Source organism: Paraclostridium sp., from assembly GCF_051657365.1.
Classification (GTDB): Bacteria; Bacillota; Clostridia; order Peptostreptococcales; family Peptostreptococcaceae; genus Paraclostridium.
This window is the reverse complement of the sequence record NZ_JBOFKN010000183.1, coordinates 16,461-38,875: the sequence shown is the minus strand read 5'-3', so window position 1 is coordinate 38,875 and position 22,415 is coordinate 16,461. Positions and strand designations below refer to the sequence as shown.

General features: G+C 27.4%; 20 protein-coding genes and 1 tRNA gene. 9 read left to right on the top strand and 12 right to left on the bottom strand.

Annotated elements, in window-relative coordinates; all coding sequences use genetic code 11:
• Positions 1-42: 42 nt before the first annotated feature.
• Both ACRCYC_RS14545 and ACRCYC_RS14540 read left to right on the top strand, forming a co-directional pair.
• Positions 43-1,155 (top strand): alanine racemase, encoded by a 1,113-nt coding sequence (locus ACRCYC_RS14545; protein ID WP_438619856.1) that lies wholly within the window; start codon positions 43-45, stop codon positions 1,153-1,155.
• Positions 1,156-1,413: 258 nt separating this feature from the next.
• Positions 1,414-2,238, top strand: coding sequence for a phosphatase PAP2 family protein (locus tag ACRCYC_RS14540; RefSeq protein ID WP_438619855.1), 825 nt, complete (start codon positions 1,414-1,416; stop codon positions 2,236-2,238).
• A gap of 48 nt (positions 2,239-2,286) precedes the next feature.
• Here ACRCYC_RS14540 and ACRCYC_RS14535 read toward each other — a convergent pair whose 3' ends face one another.
• Both ACRCYC_RS14535 and ACRCYC_RS14530 read right to left on the bottom strand, forming a co-directional pair.
• Positions 2,287-3,204, bottom strand: a complete 918-nt coding sequence (locus ACRCYC_RS14535; protein WP_438619854.1) for a CPBP family intramembrane glutamic endopeptidase — start codon at positions 3,202-3,204, stop codon at positions 2,287-2,289.
• Between the two features lie 351 nt (positions 3,205-3,555).
• Positions 3,556-3,639: transfer RNA gene (locus tag ACRCYC_RS14530), tRNA-Leu, on the bottom strand.
• A gap of 422 nt (positions 3,640-4,061) precedes the next feature.
• On the opposite strand from ACRCYC_RS14530, the gene ACRCYC_RS14525 reads away from it, so the two are divergent.
• On the top strand, positions 4,062-5,354 hold the full coding sequence (locus ACRCYC_RS14525; RefSeq protein ID WP_438619853.1) for an SLC13 family permease: 1,293 nt from the start codon (positions 4,062-4,064) through the stop codon (positions 5,352-5,354).
• Between the two features lie 21 nt (positions 5,355-5,375).
• On the top strand, positions 5,376-5,849 hold the full coding sequence (locus ACRCYC_RS14520) for a hypothetical protein (RefSeq protein ID WP_438619852.1): 474 nt from the start codon (positions 5,376-5,378) through the stop codon (positions 5,847-5,849).
• Between the two features lie 227 nt (positions 5,850-6,076).
• On the opposite strand, the gene ACRCYC_RS14515 is transcribed toward ACRCYC_RS14520, so the two are convergent.
• Both ACRCYC_RS14515 and ACRCYC_RS14510 read right to left on the bottom strand, forming a co-directional pair.
• On the bottom strand, positions 6,077-7,279 hold the full coding sequence (locus ACRCYC_RS14515; protein WP_438619851.1) for a DUF819 family protein: 1,203 nt from the start codon (positions 7,277-7,279) through the stop codon (positions 6,077-6,079).
• Positions 7,280-7,302: 23 nt separating this feature from the next.
• The gene (locus ACRCYC_RS14510; protein ID WP_438619850.1) at positions 7,303-7,725 is read right to left on the bottom strand and encodes a hypothetical protein; all 423 of its coding nucleotides are present in this window, start codon (positions 7,723-7,725) and stop codon (positions 7,303-7,305) included.
• Positions 7,726-8,088: 363 nt separating this feature from the next.
• On the opposite strand from ACRCYC_RS14510, the gene cysS reads away from it, so the two are divergent.
• Complete coding sequence (gene cysS, locus ACRCYC_RS14505) at positions 8,089-9,501, top strand: cysteine--tRNA ligase (RefSeq protein WP_438619849.1); 1,413 nt, start codon at positions 8,089-8,091, stop codon at positions 9,499-9,501.
• 64 nt (positions 9,502-9,565) lie between these two features.
• On the opposite strand, the gene ACRCYC_RS14500 is transcribed toward cysS, so the two are convergent.
• The 3 genes from ACRCYC_RS14500 to ACRCYC_RS14490 form a co-directional block, all read right to left on the bottom strand.
• Positions 9,566-10,297, bottom strand: a complete 732-nt coding sequence (locus ACRCYC_RS14500) for a CPBP family intramembrane glutamic endopeptidase (protein WP_438619848.1) — start codon at positions 10,295-10,297, stop codon at positions 9,566-9,568.
• Between the two features lie 406 nt (positions 10,298-10,703).
• A complete protein-coding gene (locus ACRCYC_RS14495; RefSeq protein WP_438619847.1) occupies positions 10,704-12,116 on the bottom strand; it encodes an MATE family efflux transporter in 1,413 nt (470 codons plus the stop codon).
• A gap of 159 nt (positions 12,117-12,275) precedes the next feature.
• Positions 12,276-12,608 carry a hypothetical protein gene (locus tag ACRCYC_RS14490; RefSeq protein ID WP_438619846.1) on the bottom strand — a complete coding sequence of 111 codons (333 nt, stop codon included), beginning with the start codon at positions 12,606-12,608 and terminating at the stop codon, positions 12,276-12,278.
• Between the two features lie 152 nt (positions 12,609-12,760).
• Here ACRCYC_RS14490 and ACRCYC_RS14485 point away from each other — a divergent pair, with 152 nt between their 5' ends.
• Positions 12,761-13,714 (top strand): calcium/sodium antiporter, encoded by a 954-nt coding sequence (locus ACRCYC_RS14485; protein ID WP_438619845.1) that lies wholly within the window; start codon positions 12,761-12,763, stop codon positions 13,712-13,714.
• A gap of 41 nt (positions 13,715-13,755) precedes the next feature.
• On the opposite strand, the gene ACRCYC_RS14480 is transcribed toward ACRCYC_RS14485, so the two are convergent.
• Positions 13,756-14,115: a DUF4870 domain-containing protein gene (locus ACRCYC_RS14480; RefSeq protein WP_438619844.1), complete on the bottom strand. Its 360-nt coding sequence runs from the start codon at positions 14,113-14,115 to the stop codon at positions 13,756-13,758.
• Between the two features lie 153 nt (positions 14,116-14,268).
• Between ACRCYC_RS14480 and ACRCYC_RS14475 the strand changes: the two genes are divergently transcribed.
• Complete coding sequence (locus ACRCYC_RS14475) at positions 14,269-14,778, top strand: thioredoxin family protein (RefSeq protein ID WP_438619843.1); 510 nt, start codon at positions 14,269-14,271, stop codon at positions 14,776-14,778.
• Between the two features lie 20 nt (positions 14,779-14,798).
• On the opposite strand, the gene ACRCYC_RS14470 is transcribed toward ACRCYC_RS14475, so the two are convergent.
• Positions 14,799-16,172, bottom strand: a complete 1,374-nt coding sequence (locus tag ACRCYC_RS14470) for an MATE family efflux transporter (RefSeq protein ID WP_438619842.1) — start codon at positions 16,170-16,172, stop codon at positions 14,799-14,801.
• Positions 16,173-16,266: 94 nt separating this feature from the next.
• Between ACRCYC_RS14470 and ACRCYC_RS14465 the strand changes: the two genes are divergently transcribed.
• A complete protein-coding gene (locus tag ACRCYC_RS14465; RefSeq protein ID WP_438619841.1) occupies positions 16,267-17,100 on the top strand; it encodes a MerR family transcriptional regulator in 834 nt (277 codons plus the stop codon).
• A 144-nt stretch (positions 17,101-17,244) separates the two neighbouring features.
• Here ACRCYC_RS14465 and ACRCYC_RS14460 read toward each other — a convergent pair whose 3' ends face one another.
• Together ACRCYC_RS14460 and clpB are read right to left on the bottom strand one after the other, a co-directional pair.
• Entirely contained in the window at positions 17,245-17,466 is a 222-nt protein-coding gene (locus ACRCYC_RS14460) for a hypothetical protein (RefSeq protein ID WP_438619840.1), read from the bottom strand.
• A gap of 22 nt (positions 17,467-17,488) precedes the next feature.
• Positions 17,489-20,101 (bottom strand): ATP-dependent chaperone ClpB, encoded by a 2,613-nt coding sequence (gene clpB, locus ACRCYC_RS14455; protein ID WP_438619839.1) that lies wholly within the window; start codon positions 20,099-20,101, stop codon positions 17,489-17,491.
• 232 nt (positions 20,102-20,333) lie between these two features.
• On the opposite strand from clpB, the gene ACRCYC_RS14450 reads away from it, so the two are divergent.
• Positions 20,334-20,780 carry a DUF3284 domain-containing protein gene (locus ACRCYC_RS14450; RefSeq protein WP_438619838.1) on the top strand — a complete coding sequence of 149 codons (447 nt, stop codon included), beginning with the start codon at positions 20,334-20,336 and terminating at the stop codon, positions 20,778-20,780.
• An 11-nt stretch (positions 20,781-20,791) separates the two neighbouring features.
• On the opposite strand, the gene ACRCYC_RS14445 is transcribed toward ACRCYC_RS14450, so the two are convergent.
• On the bottom strand, positions 20,792-22,294 hold the full coding sequence (locus tag ACRCYC_RS14445) for a PAS domain-containing sensor histidine kinase (RefSeq protein WP_438619837.1): 1,503 nt from the start codon (positions 22,292-22,294) through the stop codon (positions 20,792-20,794).
• Positions 22,295-22,415 lie beyond the last annotated feature (121 nt).

Genomic DNA, 22,415 nt, shown 5'->3' with positions numbered 1-22,415 from the left:
TAATAAAAATAAATATTATGTGTCTAAAAGGAGAATTACAGCATGAAAATAAATGAATTATCTACACCTAATTTTATATTAGACTTAAATGCCTTAGAAAATAACTTAAGGATAGTTCAAGATCTTTGTAATAAAAATAATAAAGAACTTTGGCCTATGACTAAAACTCATAAATCTAGCAAATTAGCTAAAATGCAAATAGAGTTTGGTGCTAAAGGACTATTAGTAGGTACCATAGACGAGGCTGAATCTTTTGTAGAATCTGGTATAACAGCTATTACTTTCCCTTATCCAATAGCAAATGTTTCTAATATAAAAAGAGCTATAACCTTATCTAAAAAAGCTAGAATAATATTTAGTTTTGATAATTTAGAATCTGCGAAAACTTTAAGCGAAGAATTATATAAGGAAAATATGAATGGCGAATACTTTATATTGATAAACTCTGGCCTTAATAGATTAGGTGTTACTCCTGAGAATGCACCTGAATTAGCTAAAGAGTTATCTCAGTTTGAAAATTTAAGATTAATAGGTATAAGTACACATCCTGGTCATGTTTACTCTGTAGCTTCTCCTGCGGAAGTTTTACCTATATCTAATCAAGAAGTTGAGCGTATGACTACAGCTAAAAAACTTTTAGTTGAGCATGGTTTTAATATAGATGTAGTTGCTACTGGAAGTACACCTACTTTCTTTGATGTAGTCGATAATGAAAATTTAGATGTTTTAAGACCTGGAAATTATCCATTTTATGATAACATACAATTATCTCTTGATATTTGTAAAGAAGAAGATTGTTCTTTAACTGCTCTTGGAACTATAATATCTAAGCCAAGTAAAGATTTATTTATAGTGGATGTGGGAAGTAAGTGTTTGGGTCTTGATAAGGGTGCTCATGGTAGTACTTTAATAACTGGATTTGGTAGAGTTAAAAACCATGATGAATTAAATATTATAGGACTTTCTGAAGAAGTTGGTAAAATACAAATAGTTGGTGATACTAATCTTAAAGTTGGAGATAAAATCCAAATAATTCCTAATCATTCTTGTTCTTGTGCTAATATGACTAGTTACCTTGTTGGGTATAGAGGAAATGATGTAGTTGAAATAATAGACATTGATGTAAGAGGAAATTCTAAAAAACCTATTTTATAAGTTCAAACGAAGGGACTGTACCAATTCAGTCCCTTTTAATTATCCATCTATACTCCATATTAATATCTTTAGTATTTAAAAGCTCTAGATATATTAGTATCTAATTTGAAAAAATATTTACTTATAATTTTTTTTTATTTAATAAGCTCTATATTTTTCATTGCAAAATATCTAAAATTACAACATTTTGTAACATATCATTCTAATTAGTAATATTTTATATTGTACCTAATAAATATATAATGGAGGTTACAGTTAATGACTTGTAAAAATTTTTGTTGTAATAAATGTGGAAGCAGTCCAAATAACTTTTCATACCTTAATAAATGGTCTCAAATACCTTATCCAAATGAAGACAAGGTATTTCATGGTATAGATAATCTTGCTGGTTCTTGGCCACTTTATTATTTTAAAAAAAATCCAGATAATACATTTTCTAAAATCAATGGTTCTCCTATAGCTTTTGAAATTCTTAACCCTTGTAATATAAATTATCAAGATGAGCTTATTGAGGTTCAAGAAGTTCAACAAAATTTGACTTATTGTCAAAAAAATATGGCAACATTTTGGGGCACTGGAGTTCCCATTCAGCAGTGGACTCCTATTTTTTTAACACTTATAAATACGTATTCTGTTACTCCTCCTAAATCTGCTAGGATATTATCTTGTCTTCAAAACTTAATAAATGATGCATTTATTATTACTTGGAATTTAAAATATTTATGGGATTACCCTAGACCTTGTCAGTTAGATAGAAACTTAAATACATTTTTAAATACTCCTAAGTTTCCAACTTATCCATCTGGCCACTCTGTGGTATCCGGTGCTATAGAAATTGTGTTATCATACTATTTCCCTAAAGAAGCTTCTAAAATTCATAACTTGGCTGAAGATGCTTCCATTTCTAGACTTTATGGTGGAATTCATTTTAAATCTGACTTATCACAAGGTTTACGTTTAGGCAGACAGATAGGAGCTATTGTTGTTGATTATTTAAAATCTCAGCATGATGAGGATTCTTGTATAGTAGATGTTTCTTTTAATGTTTTTAAAGATGCACCTATAATGCCTAAGTACTGCTAAAAAAACTATAAAAGTCGACCTTATATTTAGGTCGACTTTTCAATCTCTCTAACACCAATTTTTTTTATTCTTAAAGCTAATTCCAACTACAATTATACAAATGGATATAATTATAGTTGCTCCTAGACCTGCTTCAGGCCCAAATATCCCCCCTGATATAAGTTCATTTCCTTTTAGATTTAAGTCTACTATAGATCCTATTAAAACGTCACCTCCGCTAACTTCAAATCCAAATATATTTCCTTGAGAAAAGTTCCAAGCTGCATGAATTCCGCAAGCACCCCATAAATCATTAGTTTTTATTACATACATTCCTAAGAATAATCCAACTAATATTATATTAAGTATAGCAATAAAGCTTACACCTGGATTACCTAAATGCGATACTCCAAAAAATACTGAAGAAATTATTAATCCAATTGCTGGTGTATATCTAGCTCCTAAAACATTCATTAGCCATCCTCTAGCAACTATTTCTTCACTAGCACTTTGAATCATCCATGCTGGTAATATACATATTACGTTAATTATTGCTAGGCTTCCTACTAACTGTTTTGGGGAGGTCTCTACTGTTATCGCTCCAAATAAATATAGTACTACTACTGTAGCTGTCATCATTGCAAGTCCAATTACAAACCCAGTTATATATTTTACTATTAAATTATTACTTTCTAAACCTATTGAAGATATTTTTCTTTTTTCAATAAATTTAATCCATAAAAATGTAAGTAGTATTGTTATCGATGTTGTAAATATTAATCGTAAAAATACCTCCATAAAATTTGGACTTAAATTTAAAAAAACACCTAACTTAGACATTGGTAAATATAACATCATAGATATAAACTGACCAATTAATTGACCTGCTATAAATAGCATAAATGCCAATATAGGCGCAATTATAAAATTAGGTAAATATTTACTATTTTTAGCTTTTTGAAATAAACTTTCTTTAGATACTGACAAATTCATACCCTCCTATTTTTATTGTATCCATATTATAATTTACAATTACCATACACTTTATATATTGTGCCCACTAAATAAAAATATAAACTCTGTCTAAGTTTATATGCAATAAAATCAATTATATTTGAGTGAATAATCTTACTAATCATATTATATATGTGTCATATTCTGCATTTTAAAGTAATCTATCTCTTGATGATATTATACATATATCTAAAATTTAGTTCTTTTACTTAAACTTACTTTTCTAATAACATGTTATATTGCAATCTTATAAATAAAAAATACTCAAAACAACCACTGTGGTTGTTTTGAGTATTTTTAAAATGCGTTACTCTTTTTAACTATTGGTGCGGATGAAGGGAGTCGAACCCCCACGCCAATGGCGCCAGATCCTAAGTCTGGTGCGTCTGCCAATTCCGCCACATCCGCTTGTCTACATTAATAATTGTAACTCCATTTTGTAAACTTAGCAACAATTTTTAGTAAATTTCCTATTAAAAATTTTAAATTTTTTATAAACATAACCATAATCCATTCAACTTACTTCAATATAACTATTCATATTGTCAAATATTTGTTATATCTTATACTCTTTCAAATTTTTCAATACTAATTTAATTGTATTTAAAACTAATATTCTTATAAACTCATTCTTAAAAATTATTAAATTAAACCAATAAATATAGTTTACTAAACTTTAATTTATTAATATATTAAAGCTATTTTTTATATAAATACCAACTATATTTAACAAATTCAATTATTATCTTTATTTTTATAAAATCTTGCTATTATTTAACACATTTTTAAACTTTTAACTATACTTTATTATAACTTTAAATTTTTAATAAATGCTAATTTACCAGGAGGCGATTGTAGTGAACATAAGTCAAGTAATAGCAATCTGTATATTTTCATTAGTCATGATTGCTATTATATCTGAAAAAGTAAACAGAGCTGTTGCTGCTATGGCTGGTGCTCTAATCATGGTTATATTCAACATAGTATCCGTTGAAAGCGGACTTTCACATATTGATTTTAATACTATAGGTGTTTTAATAGGTATGATGCTTTTCGTGTCCGTCATTAAGAACTCTGGTTTATTTGAATATATAGCAATTTTTTCAGCAAAAAAATCTAAGGGAGATCCCTGGAAAATAATGCTATGCTTCATGATTTTAACGGCTATTTTATCAGCTATTTTAGACAATGTAACTACAGTTTTACTAATAGGTCCAATGACTATAGTTGTAACCCAAATATTAAAAATAAATCCTGTTCCATTTTTAATAACTCAAATTCTAGCTTCTAATATTGGTGGTACTTCTACACTAATAGGAGATCCCCCCAATATCATGATAGGCAGTGCAGCTAACCTAAGTTTTACAGACTTCGTAATAAATCTAGGTCCCGTAGTTATAATCATATTATTTTTCACTATAATATGCTTTAGATTTATATTTAAAGATCACCTTTTCGTAGATGACAAGTACAAAAATGAAATTCTAAAACTAGATGAAAATAAAGCAATAAAAGATAAATCATTACTTATAAAAAGTATAATTATGATTATACTTATTTTACTTGGATTTATTTTTCATAATATAATTCATATCGAGTCTAGTGTAATTGCTTTAACAGGTGCTACTGTAATGATTTTTATAGGAAAACAAGATGTAGATGAAATACTTGCAAGCATAGAATGGTCTACAATTGCTTTCTTTGTAGGATTATTTGTTATAGTTGGTGGTCTTGTAGAAGTTGGAATAATCGACTTTGTTGCCTTATATTTAATAAATGCAACAAGTGGAAACTTAACACTTACTATGCTAGTGATTCTTTGGCTATCTGCTATAATATCATCATTTTTAGATAATATTCCATTCGTAGCTACATTAATTCCACTAATCTTGACTATGCAAGTTCAAGGAGTTGATGTTACTCCTATATGGTGGGCTACATCCCTAGGCGCTTGTCTTGGTGGAAATGGAACTTTAATAGGAGCTTCTGCTAATATTGTCTTATCTAATGTAGGTGAAAAAAATGGTTATTCTATATCCTTTAAAAACTATTTCAAAATAGGTTTCCCTCTAATGATTTTATCTATAATAATTTCAACAATTTATTTATTACTTCTTTTTTAATAATACTTTAGGAGGTTTAATATGAGTATTTTAAATAATGCTTATGGGGACACTATCGAGACTAGACTTAGATATATTGGAGCTACAGATATAAGAAAAATTAATGGATTACTTTATTTTATTGAATTCGAAATTACTGACAATTTAAAAGTTTTATATACTTATAATATAAATACAAAAAATAAATATTTTTTACAAAGAATCAAGCCCTATCCTATTCCCGAAGGAGTTTTTGAAAAGGAATATGAGGTTGTATCTTTCATAGAAAGAGATATTAAAAAGTTTAACAATGCTAAAAACAGTAACAACTTTAATTTATTCCTAGAAATCACAAGTGAGCTAAATACTATTTGTTTTGATATAGAACATTTATTTTTAAATTATAATATAGATAAAATGGATTTATACAAATTAAAATCAGAGCTTGATGACATTTTAAACTTATTTAACGATTCTAAAAAAAGATCTCCTAAAATTAATATTGATTCTGAGTAAAATAATACAAAAATATTGGATATATTAAAATAAGTAGAATAAGATAAATATCTTATTCTACTTATTTTAATATAATTTCTCAAGTTTTCAACTATTCATATGTTCTCAATATATATTTTAAATATCTAACACTTGATTTTCGTACTATATTTTATATTTAAAATGCATCTTGTTTTCTATTTTTCCACCTCTATATTAAATCCTATTTAATATATAATTTAATCTTACTACATCAAAATATTACCTATAAACAATCCAAAGTAATTCCCGATAACATACCCTAATGTACCTACTATTAATATAGGTCCTACAAGTTTAGTCCACCCTTTAGAAATAGCCATAGCCGCAGCCGTTGTTGGTCCTCCAATATTTGCATTTGAAGCCAATATTGCTTCCTCCAAATCAAATTTTAGTAACTTCGCAGCCGTAAATGTTATAACCATATTTACAATAACCATTACTGCACAATATAAAAGTAAAAGCGGAGACTTTTGAATAATCAAAGGTATAGATGCTGGAACTCCAATTACCACAAAGAAAATATAAATTAAAAAAGTGCCGATCTCCTGTGCTCCTTTTATCTCTCCAAAAAACTTAGAAGCAAAGGTAGCAAGCAACATAGTTAAAGTGGTTATTATTAAATACTGATTACCTAAAATACTGTTAAACATAGTTAAGATAGGATTCGTAGTTGGTATTACACTTTTCAAAAATCCCGCTAATTCTGTAGATATAGCTACAATTATAAATGCACTTGCAACTGCATAAGCTATATCTTTTAAAGATATTTCCTTTCTTCCCCAATAAGATGCTGCTATAGTTTCACCATATTTAGAATCTAGCTTCTCCATTTCATCTATGTGAGGATGCTTAAACTTCTTTCTAAAAAATGCTACCGATGGAATCGCCATTAATACAAAAAAGTATAAAGCCATTAATAAATTATCTGCAACTACTGCTGCCGATACCAAATCCCCTTGTACATCAAAAGCCCCTGACATCGCTGCAAAGTTTACACTTCCTCCAATATATGACCCTGACATCATAGCCGCTACCATATTTAAATCTGGTATTATTTTGTGTAGAACTAAGTACCCAACTATTGCACCTATCATAGTTCCTACAGAACTTATTAAAAATATAGTTAAAATCCTAGCACTTTCTTTTCCTATTTTCTTTATATTACATTGATACAATAAAAGCGTTATAGCTAGTGGTACAACATAGCCCCAAACTTGATCATAAACTGGCGCTTCTGCAGGTATAATATTAAAATTAGATAATACCATAGCACCTATAAGTGCTATAATTGCTCCAGATACCTTGGATGCCCAATCATACTTTTGTTCTAAATAAATACTAAAAGCAGCCCATCCTGTTATAATAGCCCACAATACCCAAGTGTTATCTGGACTGATAAAGCTCTTCATATAATCTCCTCCATTAACAAATTTTAATTGGACGTATTTTTAAACATTAATTTCTTAGGTATATTCAGAATAATTCCAATTAATGTTGATATAGCCATTCTTGCTGGCGTAAATATAAATAATGATATTACTATAGATTTAATTAGATATATAAAGCTAAATTCACTTCCTATACTTAGCAATAATATGTCAAAACACATAGTTACTATAATAATATTCATATACATATGTACATTTTCTAGTTTTTCTTGCTTTGTCATAATAACTAAATATAATACAGGAATTAAAACCATAGATATTGAAGCTATTATCATAAATACGATATCTCTTACTCCTAAAGCTGAGTTTTTAGAATTTATTAAGTAAATAGAGTAAAAAAGAATATTGGCTATTCCTAAATATTTAAAATAGCTTTTCATTAATTTGTCCATAATATTATTTTTCATTTTCATCACCTCTATAAAATATACTTAATTAATACATTCAATATTACAGTTCATTTATAATCTAAAATAAGAAATAATCAAAATATTTGAATAAGTAATTGCATTTTTGATAAAAATAACATACTATAAAATTAAATACTTATAAAAGGAGGATATTAATATGATGAACTGTTGCTGTTGTTGTTTTAAAAAGAATAAAAACTTAAAATTAACAACATACCTGTGTCCATTTTAATATCAATTAATTATATTTATCTAATAATATTAAAAACCAACTACAGGCAAACTGTAGTTTTTCTTATTTACAGGAAAAACTATAGCTTATCTGTAGTTTTTTTATATAAATAACAAGGAGGCTACAAAATGAAATTAAATTTTTTTAATACCCTAACTAAGCAAGCAGAAGAATTCATACCTATAGAACCTATGAAAGTTAAAATGTATACTTGTGGTCCAACTGTATATAATTTTGCTCATATAGGAAATTTAAGAACTTATATATTTGAAGATATTTTAAAAAGAGTTTTAGAGTACAATAACTATGAAGTAAAACATGTAATGAATATAACAGATGTAGGTCACTTACAATCAGATGCTGATGATGGTGAAGATAAAATGGAACTTGGGGCAAAAAGAGAAAGTAAAAGTGTTTTAGAAATAGCTAGATTTTATGAAGATGCTTTTATAAAGGATTTAGAAAAATTAAATATAATTCTTCCTAACGAAATCCCAAGAGCTACAGAACATATAAAAAGCATTATAAATTTAATAAAAACTTTAGAAGAAAAAGGATACACTTATATAGCTAATAACAACGTATATTTTTCAATAGATAAATTTGACAACTACTCTAAGCTTGCAAACCTAAGTATCCAAGAACTTCAAGCTGGTAATCGAGTTGATGTAGATGAATTTAAGAAAAATCCACTAGATTTTGTACTATGGTTTGGAAACTCTAAATATGAAAATCATATTTTAAAATGGGACTCACCTTGGGGAGTAGGCTTTCCAGGTTGGCATATAGAATGTTCTGCAATGGCTATTGAGTATTTAGGAGAGCATTTAGATATTCATTGTGGAGGAATAGACCATGTTCCAGTGCATCATACCAACGAAATAGCACAATCAGAAGGAGCACTTGGTCACAAATGGGTAAACTATTGGATGCATGGTGAGTTTTTAGTAGTTGATAACGGCAAAATGTCTAAATCTAGTGGAGATTTTTTAACTTTAAATAAGTTGATAGAAAATAAATTCGACCCATTGGTATACAGATATTATGTTCTTCAATCTAAGTATAGAAAACCTCTAGACTTTAGCTATGAAAATTTATCAGAAGCTAGTAAATCTTTAATTAGCTTAAAAAACAAAATTCAAACTATACTTGATAACATAGATGCAAGTTCACAAATTAATGAATTTATACTAAAAGATTATACTCATAAATTTAAAAAGCAAATTAATGATGATCTTAATATATCAAATGGATTCACTGTATTATTTGATGTTATAAAATCTAATAATTTAAATAACTTAGAAAAAAAAATCCTAATAGATAATTTCGACTTAGTATTTGGTTTAAAGTTAATAAACAATAATCGATTGACTTTAAACCAAGATAAAATAAATTGGATTGAAAATCTTTTAAATATTAGAAATGAATATAGAAAAAACAAAAACTGGAAAAAATCAGATGAAATAAGGACCATTTTATTAAATGAACATATAGAAATACTAGATACTAAGGGTGGGACAAAATGGAGACTCTTTAACTAACAAAAATGGCTACATATATGTGTAGCCATTTTTATTAGTTAAATTTTAAATTCAATTATTTAATTTATTTCATTAACAAAGCTGGTAAAAATAAGCACCAATCATTTAATATGTGAACAAATGTTGAAATCCAAATATTTTTTGTTTTTACATATGGGTATGTAAGCACTAATCTAGCAACACTAATTCCCAAGATAGCTTGTATAATATTCCAATTGTAAGTTTCTAAATGAATAGCTCCAAAAATAATAGCTGATAAAACCCATGCTACTGTTACCGCTTTTTTTCTAGAAAGTTTTAAATTTTTGTTTGCAAATTGTAAGATAACTAAAAATGGAATAATAGTAATTAATTCTTCTCCAAAAAGCATGGGAATTATTTTAACAAATAAAATTATATTATCAGAATTTGAACTTTCTTTAATAACGCCAGTAACAGGATTCGCACCTGCTCCTGCAAATTTCGACAATAAATATCCCATAATTATACTAACTCCTAGGTTAACTATCAATACTCCAAATACTAATAAAATATCTTTAAAATAAATTTTTCTAAAAAGTTTAGTCCAATTTGATTTAACCACAAGAATAAAAGCACCTAACGGGATGATTATATTTATAAACGGTCCAATATAATCAGGTATTAAATTTCCCAAATCTGAAAAAACAATTGTACTCCCAACTGATATAATTAAAAGAAACCAACTTTGTAATGCTGTAAAACTAATCGGTTCTCCATTGTAAAACGGAAAATCATCATTTTTCTTTTCAAACTTAAAAAAATTATTATTTGTCATATTATATTCTCCTTTTTAACCTAAATAAATATTTTTAATCAAATAAACTGAATTTGATTTTTACAATTATTTTTATACTACAATAGTCATAAATTGTATTTATTTTTAGCTGTGCTTATATTATATCCACTAAGTAAAAAGCTACACAGTCTATAAATTTGTATAATATAAAAATTAATCATATCGACATAGTTAATTTAATTTTTATGTCTTCTCTTATTTTAGTTAATTAGCCTTTCTAAAATCTTTCTATATTATATTTTATTTCTTATTTTTGAATATAAATAAATTTTTTCTAAGATTAATACTAGCTCTACATCAGTCTAATTTTTATAATAAATAAAATATATCTAATAAAAAAATAGATGCTTTAATAACTTATTAAAACATCTATTTTATATTCATTTCATTCTAAAGCTTCTATAAACTCACCTTTAGAGGAATACAAGTCTTTTTTCCTGTATATAAAATATCCAATAACCCATCTTACAGAAACATCTAACCCCATAGCTATCCAAACCCACTGAATATCTAGCTTTGTAAAATATACTATAAAAATAGTAAGAGGAACTCTTATACCCCATATACCAATTGCAGATATAGTCATCGGAAGCTTTGTAAAACCAGACCCTCTAAGAGCTCCATTTATTACTCCCCCTAAATTACCTGCAAGTTGTATAACTCCCATAACTATTAAATATTTAGCTGCTATATCTATAAGTTGACTATCATTAGTCAATATTAGCATAAGTTGTTTTGGAAAAAATATTAAAGGAATAGAAGCTATTAAAGTTATTACTATTGTAGATTTAAACAGTTCTTTCATATAACGATTTCCTAACTCTTCATTTTTAGCTCCAACACACTGACCTACAAAAGCTGTAGCTGCTATTGCAAAAGCATTTGATGGCATAAAAGATATAGACTCGGCTTGAAGTCCTAGTTGATATGCTGCAAGTGTTACTTCTCCATAGTTTAATATTGCACGAGTTAATATAATAGTAGATAATTGCCAAAAAGAGTTTTCAAGAGATATAGGTATTCCTATTTTATATACATTTTTAATTTGATTAATATCTGGTTTTAAACCTTTTATAAATTCTTTTAAATTAAACTTCATTCCATCTATCTTTTCTCCAAAATATACATATCCTTTTTTAGTGTTAAACATTAAGTACATTCCATAAAAACATGCTAAAAAATATCCACTAAAAGTTCCAATTGCTGCTCCTTGAACTCCAAGTTTTGGCATATTAAGATTGCCAAATATAAATAAATATCCAACAACTATACTGGTTATATTCATAGACATTGCTATTTTCATAGAAATTTTTGCTTTATTCATAGACTGTAAACTTGATGTGCATATAAGCATAACACTCATAAAATATAAAGCCCAAGAAGAAGTTTTTAAACATTTAGATGCAATATACATTAAGTCATTGCTTGGATTAAATATAGACAACACAAATTCTGTGTTGAAAAATATGAATTGCTGAATAAGAAAAATTAAAACACTAAGTCCTATCATAGTCTGCTTTATTATATATTTTATCTCTTTAGTGTTTTTAGACCCATATGCTTGAGCTACAAATACCGCACTTCCCATAGTTATTCCTCTTAAAATAGCCCAGGTTATATTTATTATTCTATTACTTAAACTAAAAGCACTTATAGATACAGGATCTAGTCTTCCCATCATGCCTGTTAAACAAAATCCCGACGTCATTTGTAGTATGCTTTCTATAACTATAGGAAGCACCATTATTTGTATGGCTTTTCTTATCTCACTTTGGCTTATTTGAGTCCTCGCTTCCATTTTATCCCCCCAATATTAATTTTTACTTACACTAAATATTATATCAATCTTTAATATTTATGTACTCGTAGTACTAATTTTATATTTATAAATTTGTTAATACGCAAAAAAATTTAGATATACCAAAACTTTTTTTAAAGTTTTGGTATATCTAATGATTTAATCAATCTCGTCACTTTCTTTAACACTTCTTAAGTTTCTTGTATATTTCATAATATCTATTGCAATAAAACTAACTCCAATACCTATCATTATAGAACCTTTCATTTCACCTGTAATAACACCAACTAATACACCAATTGCGATCCCAGCTATTGTATATACTACTGATTTTACTTTTTTATTAAATTTCAACTGTATATATACGCCCATCCTAGTGTATAAAAAAATACCTACTATAATTCCAACTAAAGAAAGTGCTATGGTCTCTTGCATATTTCCTATAGTTAACCCCAATCCTAAACCTACTAGAATACATCCAAGTGCTACCATTTTCAATTCTCCTTTTTACCTTTTTTATATTATATGTATCTAAGTTTTAAAAGTTGTTTGTTTTCTTATATATATTTGTGGAAGTATTTTCTATTATAATTTAGTATGCTATACTATTTATTATAAAAATAACAATTTAAGGGGAGGTTTTTATGTCATTTTTAATCTTAATAATTGGTTTTGCTTTGCTTATTAAAGGAGCCGATATATTTGTTGAGGGGGCATCCTCAATTGCTAAAAGATTCAATGTTCCACCTATGCTTATAGGTTTAACAATAGTTGCTATGGGAACCAGTGCTCCAGAAGCTGCTGTTAGTATATCTTCTTCATTAGCTGGCCAAAACGATATGAGTATAGCTAATGTTGTTGGTTCTAACTTCTTTAATATACTTATTGTTTTAGGAATATCAGCTATAATAGCTAAATTGCCAGTTGAAAAAGATACTATAAAAAAAGATACGCCATTTTTAATATTTATAAGTGCTCTACTTTTAGTTTTAAGTCTTAACTTAGAATTAACTAGATTAGATGGTTTAGTATTTTTAGTTTTATTTGTTTTATTCTTAATGAACATGATAAAGTCTAATATAAATTCAAAAAATAATGAAGATTCTAGTTCAGAAACAGCTATAGCTATTGAAGCTTCTGATACAAAAACTGTTTCATTACCTAAAACTATAGTAGTTTGTATAGTTGGTATAGTTGGTATAGTATTTGGTGGAGACTTAGTTGTAGATTCAGCAACTAATATAGCAACATCATTTGGTATGAGTGCTAACTTAGTAGGTTTAACAATAGTGGCTATGGGAACATCTCTCCCTGAACTTGTAACTTCTGTAATAGCTGTTAGAAAAGGTGAAACAGAAATAGCTATAGGAAATGTTATTGGTTCTAATATATTTAATATATTATTAGTTTTAGGGTTAGCTGCTGTAATTCATCCTATGACTATAAGTACAATGGCTTTAATAGATACAGTATTTATGACAGCTATAACAATTTTACTATACTTATTTATGAAAAAAAATAATTCACTTAATAAAAATCAAGGTATCATTTTTATCGTAATTTATTTTGCTTATATGATATATACTATAGTTCGTTAATTAAGTAAATAAAAAAAGAATGAGATATTCTCATTCTTTTTTTATTTACTTAATTTTTCTAGAAATCTAAAACTTAAAGGAAATTTAAATTCTTTATGCTTATAATAGGATATAATAGCCATAATAAGTATAACTGCATATATAAGCGTCATTATTGGTAACAAGTAAGTTCCTATTTTTACTATGCATAAAAGCAAAACTACCATCTCATATATTACAAATGATATGTAAAAATCAATAACTCTTAATCCATTTTTCTTTATAAATTCAGAATCTTTTCCATATATCTTCCATGATACAAGTCCTATTATAACTCCTATTATGTTTAAAAACATAATAGCAAGTGTCATTACTATCATAGTAGTGCTTTCGTTTTTGCTACATCTCTTTTCCTCTGTCATATTGATCAATCCTTTCCTTTTATATCCTTACTTTTATATTTTGAACCATATATTTAAAATCGTCAATATTTTATTAAATATATAATCATTTACTAATTTATACTATTTAGATATAATTTTTTATAAGCATATAAAAGGTGAGGGAGGCAGATTATGGCTATTGAAATGAGTATTAGGGATTTATATAACGTAGGTGAAAGCTTTGAGAGTTGTGTAGGAAGTGGAAGTAAATCTGAAAGAGCTAGAATACCTAAAAATACAGCTCGTATAAACTTAGATGAAAACCTTTTTAATAAAATATTTAGCTATCCAAACAAAGTAAATTGTTTAATTTCTGGTGAGATTTGGTGTCCAGATTTCCAGCTTAATATATCTGTATTAAAAAAATTTGTTGATATTAACGATAATTTTGATATATCAGTTATAACTATGGCTAGAGGTAAAAAGTTCATGAGTGAAGCTTTAGGAATAGAAAAAGAAAGCTTTAAAGGTCCTACTATAGCTTTCTTAGATGAAAACTTTAATATAATTGGTGTATTTGAAGAAAGACCTAAAAAAGTACTTAAATTTGAAAATTTTGAAGAAGTTAAAATTGAATATTATAAGGGAAAATATTTATTAGATACTGTTAATGATTTTTTTAAAATACTAAATATAAATTAATTAAATGCAAATAAAAAGTACTAGACTACTCTAGTACTTTTTTCATTTATTTCTATGTTTAAACTCATATCTAAATCATTTTGTATTCTATCTTTATTTCTTTTAAGTATATAGATTGCTGCTATTAAAACTATAACTTCTGATACAAAAGTTGTCATCCATATACCAGCTCCCCCAAATATAGATGTCATAACTACTAAGCTTAATGTAATTACAACCAAACCCCTTCCGAGAGATATTATAGTTGCATGTATAGCACTTCCTGTTGAAACACAAAATCCAGATATTATTACATTGTATCCCATTATTAAGTAAGCTATAGAAGATATTCTTAATGTCTTAACTGTATAATTAAATAAAGCAAGATCTGTTTTATCTATAAACATAGCGACTATTTGGTTTGCAAATATTACAACTAATAAAAATGCTATTACTGAAGATTTTTTAATATAACTTAAACTCATGTTTAAAAGACTCAATACTGATTTATCGTCGTCTTTTCCGTAGTAATAACTACATATAGGTTGTAGCCCTTGAGAAATTCCCAACATAGTTGTAAGAACTAATGTTGTTATATAGCATATAACACTGTAGCTAACTAATGCAGACTCTCCAATTAATCTTAGTATGCTTTGGTTAAACAGTAATATAACAATTGCTAAGCTAGCTTCAGTCATAGAATCTGGTATACCTATTAATACTATTCGTTTTATAAAGTCAAACTCAAATTTGAATTTGCAAAATCTCAATTTTCCTTTTCTTCTTAAAAAATGCCATATAAAGAAACTTACTGATAATACTCTTGCTATACCCGTAGCTATAGCTGCACCTTCTACTCCCCATCCCCATTTTATAACAAATATATAATCTAGAACTATATTAGTTATAGCAGAAATTATTACTCCTATAGTAGATAGATGAGGATACCCATCACATTTGATTAGTAATTCTAATCCATAAGATACTAAGTAGAAAGCTACAAATAATATAATATTTCCTAAGTATCCCTTGACTAGAGGTAATGTAGTTTCTGTAGCTCCTAAAAATATAGCTATTTTTTCTAGGTTAAGTAAACTAAATACAGTAATAAAGATAGATATGATAGCTAATAATACAGTGTTCAAAGTAAAATATTCACTGGCTTTTTTATTATCCCCTTTTCCTAGTGTCATAGATACTACAGTTGATGCACCAGTTGATAATAAAACTGATATAGCAAATAAAGTATTTATATATGGTGTAGATATATTAACAGCAGCTAAGGCTTCACTTCCTACTCCTCTACTTACAAAAGCTCCATCTACCATAGAATACAGTGAAAATACCCACATAGATGCTACTGATGGTATTACATATTGCTTAAATTGTGTTTTTAAATCTTTTATATTCTCCATAATATTCCTCTCCTTTCCACCTATTAAATATAAACTATGGTATAATACTCAGGTCAACACTAAAAAAAATATTATTTTTAATGAGGTGATTTTCATGAAAAAAAAATACTATAAAACAGGAGAATTATCAAAAATATATAATCTTGGTAGAGATTCACTTAAGTATTATGAAAAGCTAGGTCTCTTAAACCCAGGAAGAGATACAAATTCTTATAGAATGTATACTATTAAAGATATTTGTAATTTAAATTTAATTAAAGAACTTAGAAGTCTTGATTTTTCTATGCAGAGAATAAAAGAATACTTAGAAAACAGAAATGTAGATACTACAAAACAAATGTTAAAAGAAGAAATAAAATTAATAGATGAAAAACTAGACGAGTTAACAACGCATAGGGAAAGTTTAAATAAAAGATTAAGTTCTATTGGTAATACCCTAGAACATACTAATTTCAATAGAATAGAACTTTTATATATGGGCAAAAGAAAAGCTCTTACTGTTAATTCTAACGTTACTTTTGATGAAAATGTAGATTATTTAATTCAAAGATTAAACGAAAAATTCGATGATAAATTTTATGTATTAGGCAACAGTAACTTTGGTGCAGTATTTGATACTAAAAGTGTATCTAAAGGTGTTTTTAATAATTATAAATCAATATTTTACCTACTAGATGATAACGTTACCAATTACAATATACTAATAGATGAAGGCTATTATGTTACATATACTTACAAAGGTGATTACAAACAAACAGCAAAAATATTACCTATGCTTTTTAAGTTCATAGAATTTAATAATTACACAATACTAGGTGATCCTTTAGAGATATATAAAATAGATATTTATGAAACATCAAAAAAAGATGAGTATGTTACTCAGGTTCAAATTCCAGTTAAATTATTAAGCGATTTATGCGAGTTTTAAAATTAAAAAAGATGTCTCAAATAGCAGGTCGCGAAGAATGAATATGTAAGTTTTGCTCCCAAAGCTGAAAAAATGCTTTGAAATGTCGCTGCAACTTACATATTCATCCCTCGCTAGCTATCCTGTGAGATCTTTTTTCTATTTTTATGGAATAATAGAATCTATTCCACCAACTATGTCAAGTTCTTCTTCTATAGATGATATTGCATTTAAGTTTATATATGATCCTTCATCTATTTTTACTAACTTACATGGAAGTTCTCCATTTGAGGTTAGTTTATCTTTTAAGAAGTTTTCTATAAAATCTGCTGTATTTTTGTAGTCGATTTCATACTCACTTCCATCTTTCATCATGATTCTAATCATTATGGTATTCTCCTTTTGATGGTTATATGTTTCCCACTCTTATATCTATATTTTCATCAATTCCATCTATAATTATGTTGCAACCATTGTATATTTGTCCTGCAATTATCATTTTAGCTATTTTAGTTTCTAGTATATTTCCTATATATCTCTTAAGTGGTCTCGCACCATATATAGGATCATAGCCTTCTCTTATTAGTATATCCTTAGCACTTTCTGTTATGCTTAAAGTTATTTGTCTATCTTTTAATCTTCTTCTTAAATCATCTAAGAATATATCTATTATTTTTCTTATGCCTTCTCTATCAAGTGGTTTAAACATTATTATATCATCAACTCTATTTAAGAACTCTGGTTTAAATCTGCTCTTCATTTCATTCATTACAAGTTCTTTAGTAGCTTCTTTTATTGTACCATCATACTCGTCATTATCTTCTAGTAGATAAGCACTACCTATATTTGAAGTCATTATTATAATAGTATTTTTAAAGTCAACAGTTTTACCTTTGTTGTCTGTAAGTCTACCATCATCTAATATTTGAAGGAATAGATTAAATACATCTTCATGTGCTTTTTCTATTTCATCAAATAGTATAACTGAGTATGGATTTCTTCTAACCATTTCAGTTAACTGCCCACCTTCTTCATATCCTACATATCCTGGAGGAGGTCCTATAAGTCTTGATACAGCGTGTTTTTCCATGTACTCACTCATATCAATTCTTATTATATTATCTTCGCTATCGAATAAATTTCTAGCTAAAGTTTTTGCAAGTTCTGTTTTACCAACTCCTGTAGGTCCTATGAATATAAATGAACCTATTGGCTTATTTTCATCTTTAAGTCCTGCTCTATGACGAATAACAGCATTACTTACAGCAGTTACGGCTTCATCTTGACCTATAACACGAGTTTTAAGCTCATCTTCTAATCTAAGTAATTTTTCTTTTTCACTTTCAACTAACTTAGTTACAGGTATATTTGTCCATTTACCTACTATCTCTGCTATTTCTTCTTCTGTTACTTCTTCTTTTAATAGAGATGTTTCATTATCTGATTCCATCTTATCTTCTGCTTTTTTAATATCGCTTTCAAGATTTGGAATTACTCCATATTTAAGTTCAGCAGCTTTATTTAAGTCATATTCTCTCTCATATCGCTCAACATCTCCTCTAGCTTCATCTAGTTGAGCTTTAAGATTTCTAACATTCATTATATGAGATTTTTCTTTTTCATATATTGCTGTTAAATCATCATTTTTAGCTTTTAAATCAGCTAATTCATCTTGAAGTTTTTCAAGTCTTCTTTTACTTCCTTCATCTTCTTCTTTAAGTAGTGCTTCTCTCTCTGTTTCTAGCGTAAATATTTTTCTTCTAACAATATCTAATTCTGTTGGTAGAGAATCTATTTCACTACGTATCATAGCACTAGCTTCATCTATTAAGTCTATAGCTTTATCTGGTAGATATCTATCTTGTATGTATCTATCAGATAATTTAGCAGCAGCAACTATTGCTGAGTCGTGTATTCTTATACCATGGTGTATCTCAAATTTTTCTTTAAGCCCACGAAGTATAGATATAGTATCACTAACACTTGGCTCATCTGCTATAACTGGTTGGAATCTTCTTTCTAATGCTTTATCTTTTTCTATATATTGTCTATATTCATCAAAAGTAGTTGCACCTATGCAGTTAAGCTCTCCACGTGCTAACATTGGTTTTATTAAGTTACCAGCATCCATAGCACCTTCAGTTTTACCAGCACCTACTATTGTGTGTATCTCATCTATAAATAATATTATTTTACCTTCAGCACCTTGAACTTCTTTAAGTACCGCTTTTAATCTTTCTTCAAATTCACCTCTATATTTAGCTCCTGCTATTAATGAACCCATATCAAGTGCAAATATAATTTTATCTTTAAGTCCCTCTGGAACATCTCCTCTTACTATTCTTTCTGCTAAACCTTCTACTATAGCAGTTTTACCAACACCAGGTTCACCTATTAAAACTGGGTTGTTTTTAGTTCTTCTTGAAAGGATTCTTATAACTCTTCTTATTTCTTCATCACGCCCTATAACTGGGTCTAATTTGTTTTTCTTAGCTAAGTTTATTAAGTTTGTACCATATCTAGCTAATGCATCATAAGTACCTTCTGGATCTTGAGTCTCAACTCTTTGATTTCCTCTAACTTTTGATAAAACTTCTAAGAAATTTGTTTTAGTTATATTAAACTCTTTAAATATTTTTCCTATATTTGTATGTTTTTCTAATTCTATTATAGCTAAAAATAAATGTTCAACACTTATATATAAATCATTAAATTCTTTAGAAATTTCCTCTGCCTTTATTAATATTTCATTTAATTTTCTTGTAGCTACTACACCCTGTGAACTAGCTGCCTCGCCTTGTATTTGAGGTAGTTTTAAAAGTTCAGTTTTTACACTTACTTTTAGATCTTCAACAGAAATACCCATTTTTTCAATTATTCTCGGTATTAATCCATCTTCCTGGTCTATTAATGAATAAAGTAAATGTATTGTATCTACTTGTTGGTTATGATTTTTAACAGCTTCACTAAAAGCATCATTTAAGCTTTTTTGGACTCTCTGTGTCATTTTATCTGCTTCCATACAAAACTCCTCCAAACTTTTAAGTTTATTTTTTAATTTTGATATGATTATACCACTGTCAAATCTATTTAAACATATTTTGTCAATGTAAATATTTTCTTATTTTTCTTTAATTTTAGAAAATTATATTTTATAAACTGAATTTTATAATTTAAATTTATTATTTGCTCTAATTTATGTTATAATGCATCTAGAAAACGTTATTATGACGCATGTATTTGGGGGAAATTAAATGATAAAATATGAAAACAAAAAAATTATAGACTCAACACCAGATAAAATTTTTGATGTATTTATGGAAAATGCTAAGGATACTTTTAAAAAAATAAATATGAAAAATCCAATTGGTTCTAAAACAACAAAAAATGTCCAAAGAGATTCTAAAGGAAAAAAAGTTTCTACTTCTTATCTAGAAATAACTGACTTTAAAAGGGATAAAGTATATGAGATAACTTTTATTACCGAAGGTCAAACTTTTGTTTCTAGATATGTTTTGACCAAAATAAATAAAGATGAGACAGAGCTAACTTCTATTGAAAAATTTATTAATAGTAATAATCCAAATAAGATACTAGATACTCTCACTAAGTTTTTTTACAAGTCTAAAGTAAAAAAAAGGTTTAAACACATAGTAAATAACATAGAATCAAAAGTAAAAAAAGTGGATGTCTCTTTATAGAGCATCCACTTTTATGCATATATATCTGAAAATTCAACTTCTATTTTTTGTACAAATTTTTCTTTTAAACTCTCTGTATTTAATATTTCTAATTTATCATTGCATAAGGAATTAGGTATATTGAATATAAACTCGCTACCTTTTCCCAAAATACTTTCTACATGTATATTTCCTCCATGTAGTTCTACTAAAGATTTAACTAATGCTAGTCCAATTCCGCTACCTACTTTGCTATCTGCTTCACTATGTTTGACTTGTTTAAATCTATCGAACACTTTATGCAAATCTTTCTGTGGTATTCCTATCCCTTCATCCTTAACTCTTATTTGTATACTTTCTTTTAAATCTTTTATTGTTACTTGTATGTCCTTATCCTGCTTATTAAACTTTAATGCATTAGATAGCAAGTTTAATATAATTCTTTCCATTTTATCTAAATCAAATCCTATAATTTTCTCTTCTACATCTGTATCAAATATTACATTCATTTTTTTTTGATTTGCAAAGTCACTAACAGAATCACATATACTTTCAACAAAACTTACCACATCATAGTTTTGTGGTGTAAACTCTATGTTTTCATACGTTAATTTGGTAGAATCTATTAAATTATCTACTAATTTTAATAATCTATATCCATTTTGTTTTATTATAGTTAAATACTTATCATCCTTATTTTTAGTTTTCTTATTAAGAATTTCATATCTATAATTTAACATTTGAACAGAACTAAATATAAGGTTTAGAGGTGTTCTTAATTCATGTGCAATATTAGCCAAAGCCTCCAACCTAGCTTTTTCTAAATTTTCTTCGTGTTTTTTTCTCTCATTTATATTCCTAGCTATACCTATAAGTCCTGCAACTTCTCCATTTTCAGTCAATAGAGGTGTCTTTATAGTTTCTAAATGTATTATTTCTCCACTTTTCAAAGTGACTTGCTCATAATATGTTTTTGTTACCTTTGATTCCATTACTTCTAAATCTCTAATTCTATAATTTTCAAAATCTTCATCAACCACAGGTAACTCACTATCAGTTTTACCTATAATATCAGCTCTCTCTAACTCTACTAACTCTTCTGCATAGCTTCTATTACATTCAATAACATTGCTATCCTTATCTTTATAAAATATGTAATCCGGTATAGCATCACCTAAGGACATTAATGTTTTTACAGGTTTTATTTCTTTATTTTCTATAATCCATACTACATACCTATCTTCACCTAAGGATGATACAGATATCTTATACCATCCTTCTAACTGTGGTATATATTTATCCTCATCTGATGTTCCATTTTTAAAATTTTCATCTACTATCCACGGAATTATATCTTTTATACTTCTTCCCTCTATGTCATTTAAATCTAACTTTAATAATTTGCAAGTTTTATCATTTAAGTCTTTTATTATAAAGTCAGTAAATATATTATCGTCATCTTTTACTACCTCTCCATATATGTATGGAAAAGGACATGTTTTTAATATTTCACTACAAAATTTAAAATCTAACATTACCCCACCCCTAATAAAAATACTCTAATTAAATTATAACAAAGTTATATTTAGATTTCATTATTAAATTGTTAATATTGTTTATATTTTGTTAATAAGTCTGTGGATTATTTATTTTCAG

Coding starts and splice junctions, on each gene's coding strand:
- ACRCYC_RS14545 (WP_438619856.1), top strand. CDS start 43: ATGAAAATAAATGAATTATCTACACCTAATTTTATATTAGACTTAAAT.
- ACRCYC_RS14540 (WP_438619855.1), top strand. CDS start 1,414: ATGACTTGTAAAAATTTTTGTTGTAATAAATGTGGAAGCAGTCCAAAT.
- ACRCYC_RS14525 (WP_438619853.1), top strand. CDS start 4,062: ATGCTAATTTACCAGGAGGCGATTGTAGTGAACATAAGTCAAGTAATA.
- ACRCYC_RS14520 (WP_438619852.1), top strand. CDS start 5,376: ATGAGTATTTTAAATAATGCTTATGGGGACACTATCGAGACTAGACTT.
- ACRCYC_RS14515 (WP_438619851.1), bottom strand. CDS start 7,279: ATGAAGAGCTTTATCAGTCCAGATAACACTTGGGTATTGTGGGCTATT.
- ACRCYC_RS14510 (WP_438619850.1), bottom strand. CDS start 7,725: ATGAAAAATAATATTATGGACAAATTAATGAAAAGCTATTTTAAATAT.
- cysS (WP_438619849.1), top strand. CDS start 8,089: ATGAAATTAAATTTTTTTAATACCCTAACTAAGCAAGCAGAAGAATTC.
- ACRCYC_RS14500 (WP_438619848.1), bottom strand. CDS start 10,297: ATGACAAATAATAATTTTTTTAAGTTTGAAAAGAAAAATGATGATTTT.
- ACRCYC_RS14495 (WP_438619847.1), bottom strand. CDS start 12,116: ATGGAAGCGAGGACTCAAATAAGCCAAAGTGAGATAAGAAAAGCCATA.
- ACRCYC_RS14490 (WP_438619846.1), bottom strand. CDS start 12,608: ATGGTAGCACTTGGATGTATTCTAGTAGGTTTAGGATTGGGGTTAACT.
- ACRCYC_RS14485 (WP_438619845.1), top strand. CDS start 12,761: ATGTCATTTTTAATCTTAATAATTGGTTTTGCTTTGCTTATTAAAGGA.
- ACRCYC_RS14480 (WP_438619844.1), bottom strand. CDS start 14,115: ATGACAGAGGAAAAGAGATGTAGCAAAAACGAAAGCACTACTATGATA.
- ACRCYC_RS14475 (WP_438619843.1), top strand. CDS start 14,269: ATGGCTATTGAAATGAGTATTAGGGATTTATATAACGTAGGTGAAAGC.
- ACRCYC_RS14470 (WP_438619842.1), bottom strand. CDS start 16,172: ATGGAGAATATAAAAGATTTAAAAACACAATTTAAGCAATATGTAATA.
- ACRCYC_RS14465 (WP_438619841.1), top strand. CDS start 16,267: ATGAAAAAAAAATACTATAAAACAGGAGAATTATCAAAAATATATAAT.
- ACRCYC_RS14460 (WP_438619840.1), bottom strand. CDS start 17,466: ATGATTAGAATCATGATGAAAGATGGAAGTGAGTATGAAATCGACTAC.
- clpB (WP_438619839.1), bottom strand. CDS start 20,101: ATGGAAGCAGATAAAATGACACAGAGAGTCCAAAAAAGCTTAAATGAT.
- ACRCYC_RS14450 (WP_438619838.1), top strand. CDS start 20,334: ATGATAAAATATGAAAACAAAAAAATTATAGACTCAACACCAGATAAA.
- ACRCYC_RS14445 (WP_438619837.1), bottom strand. CDS start 22,294: ATGTTAGATTTTAAATTTTGTAGTGAAATATTAAAAACATGTCCTTTT.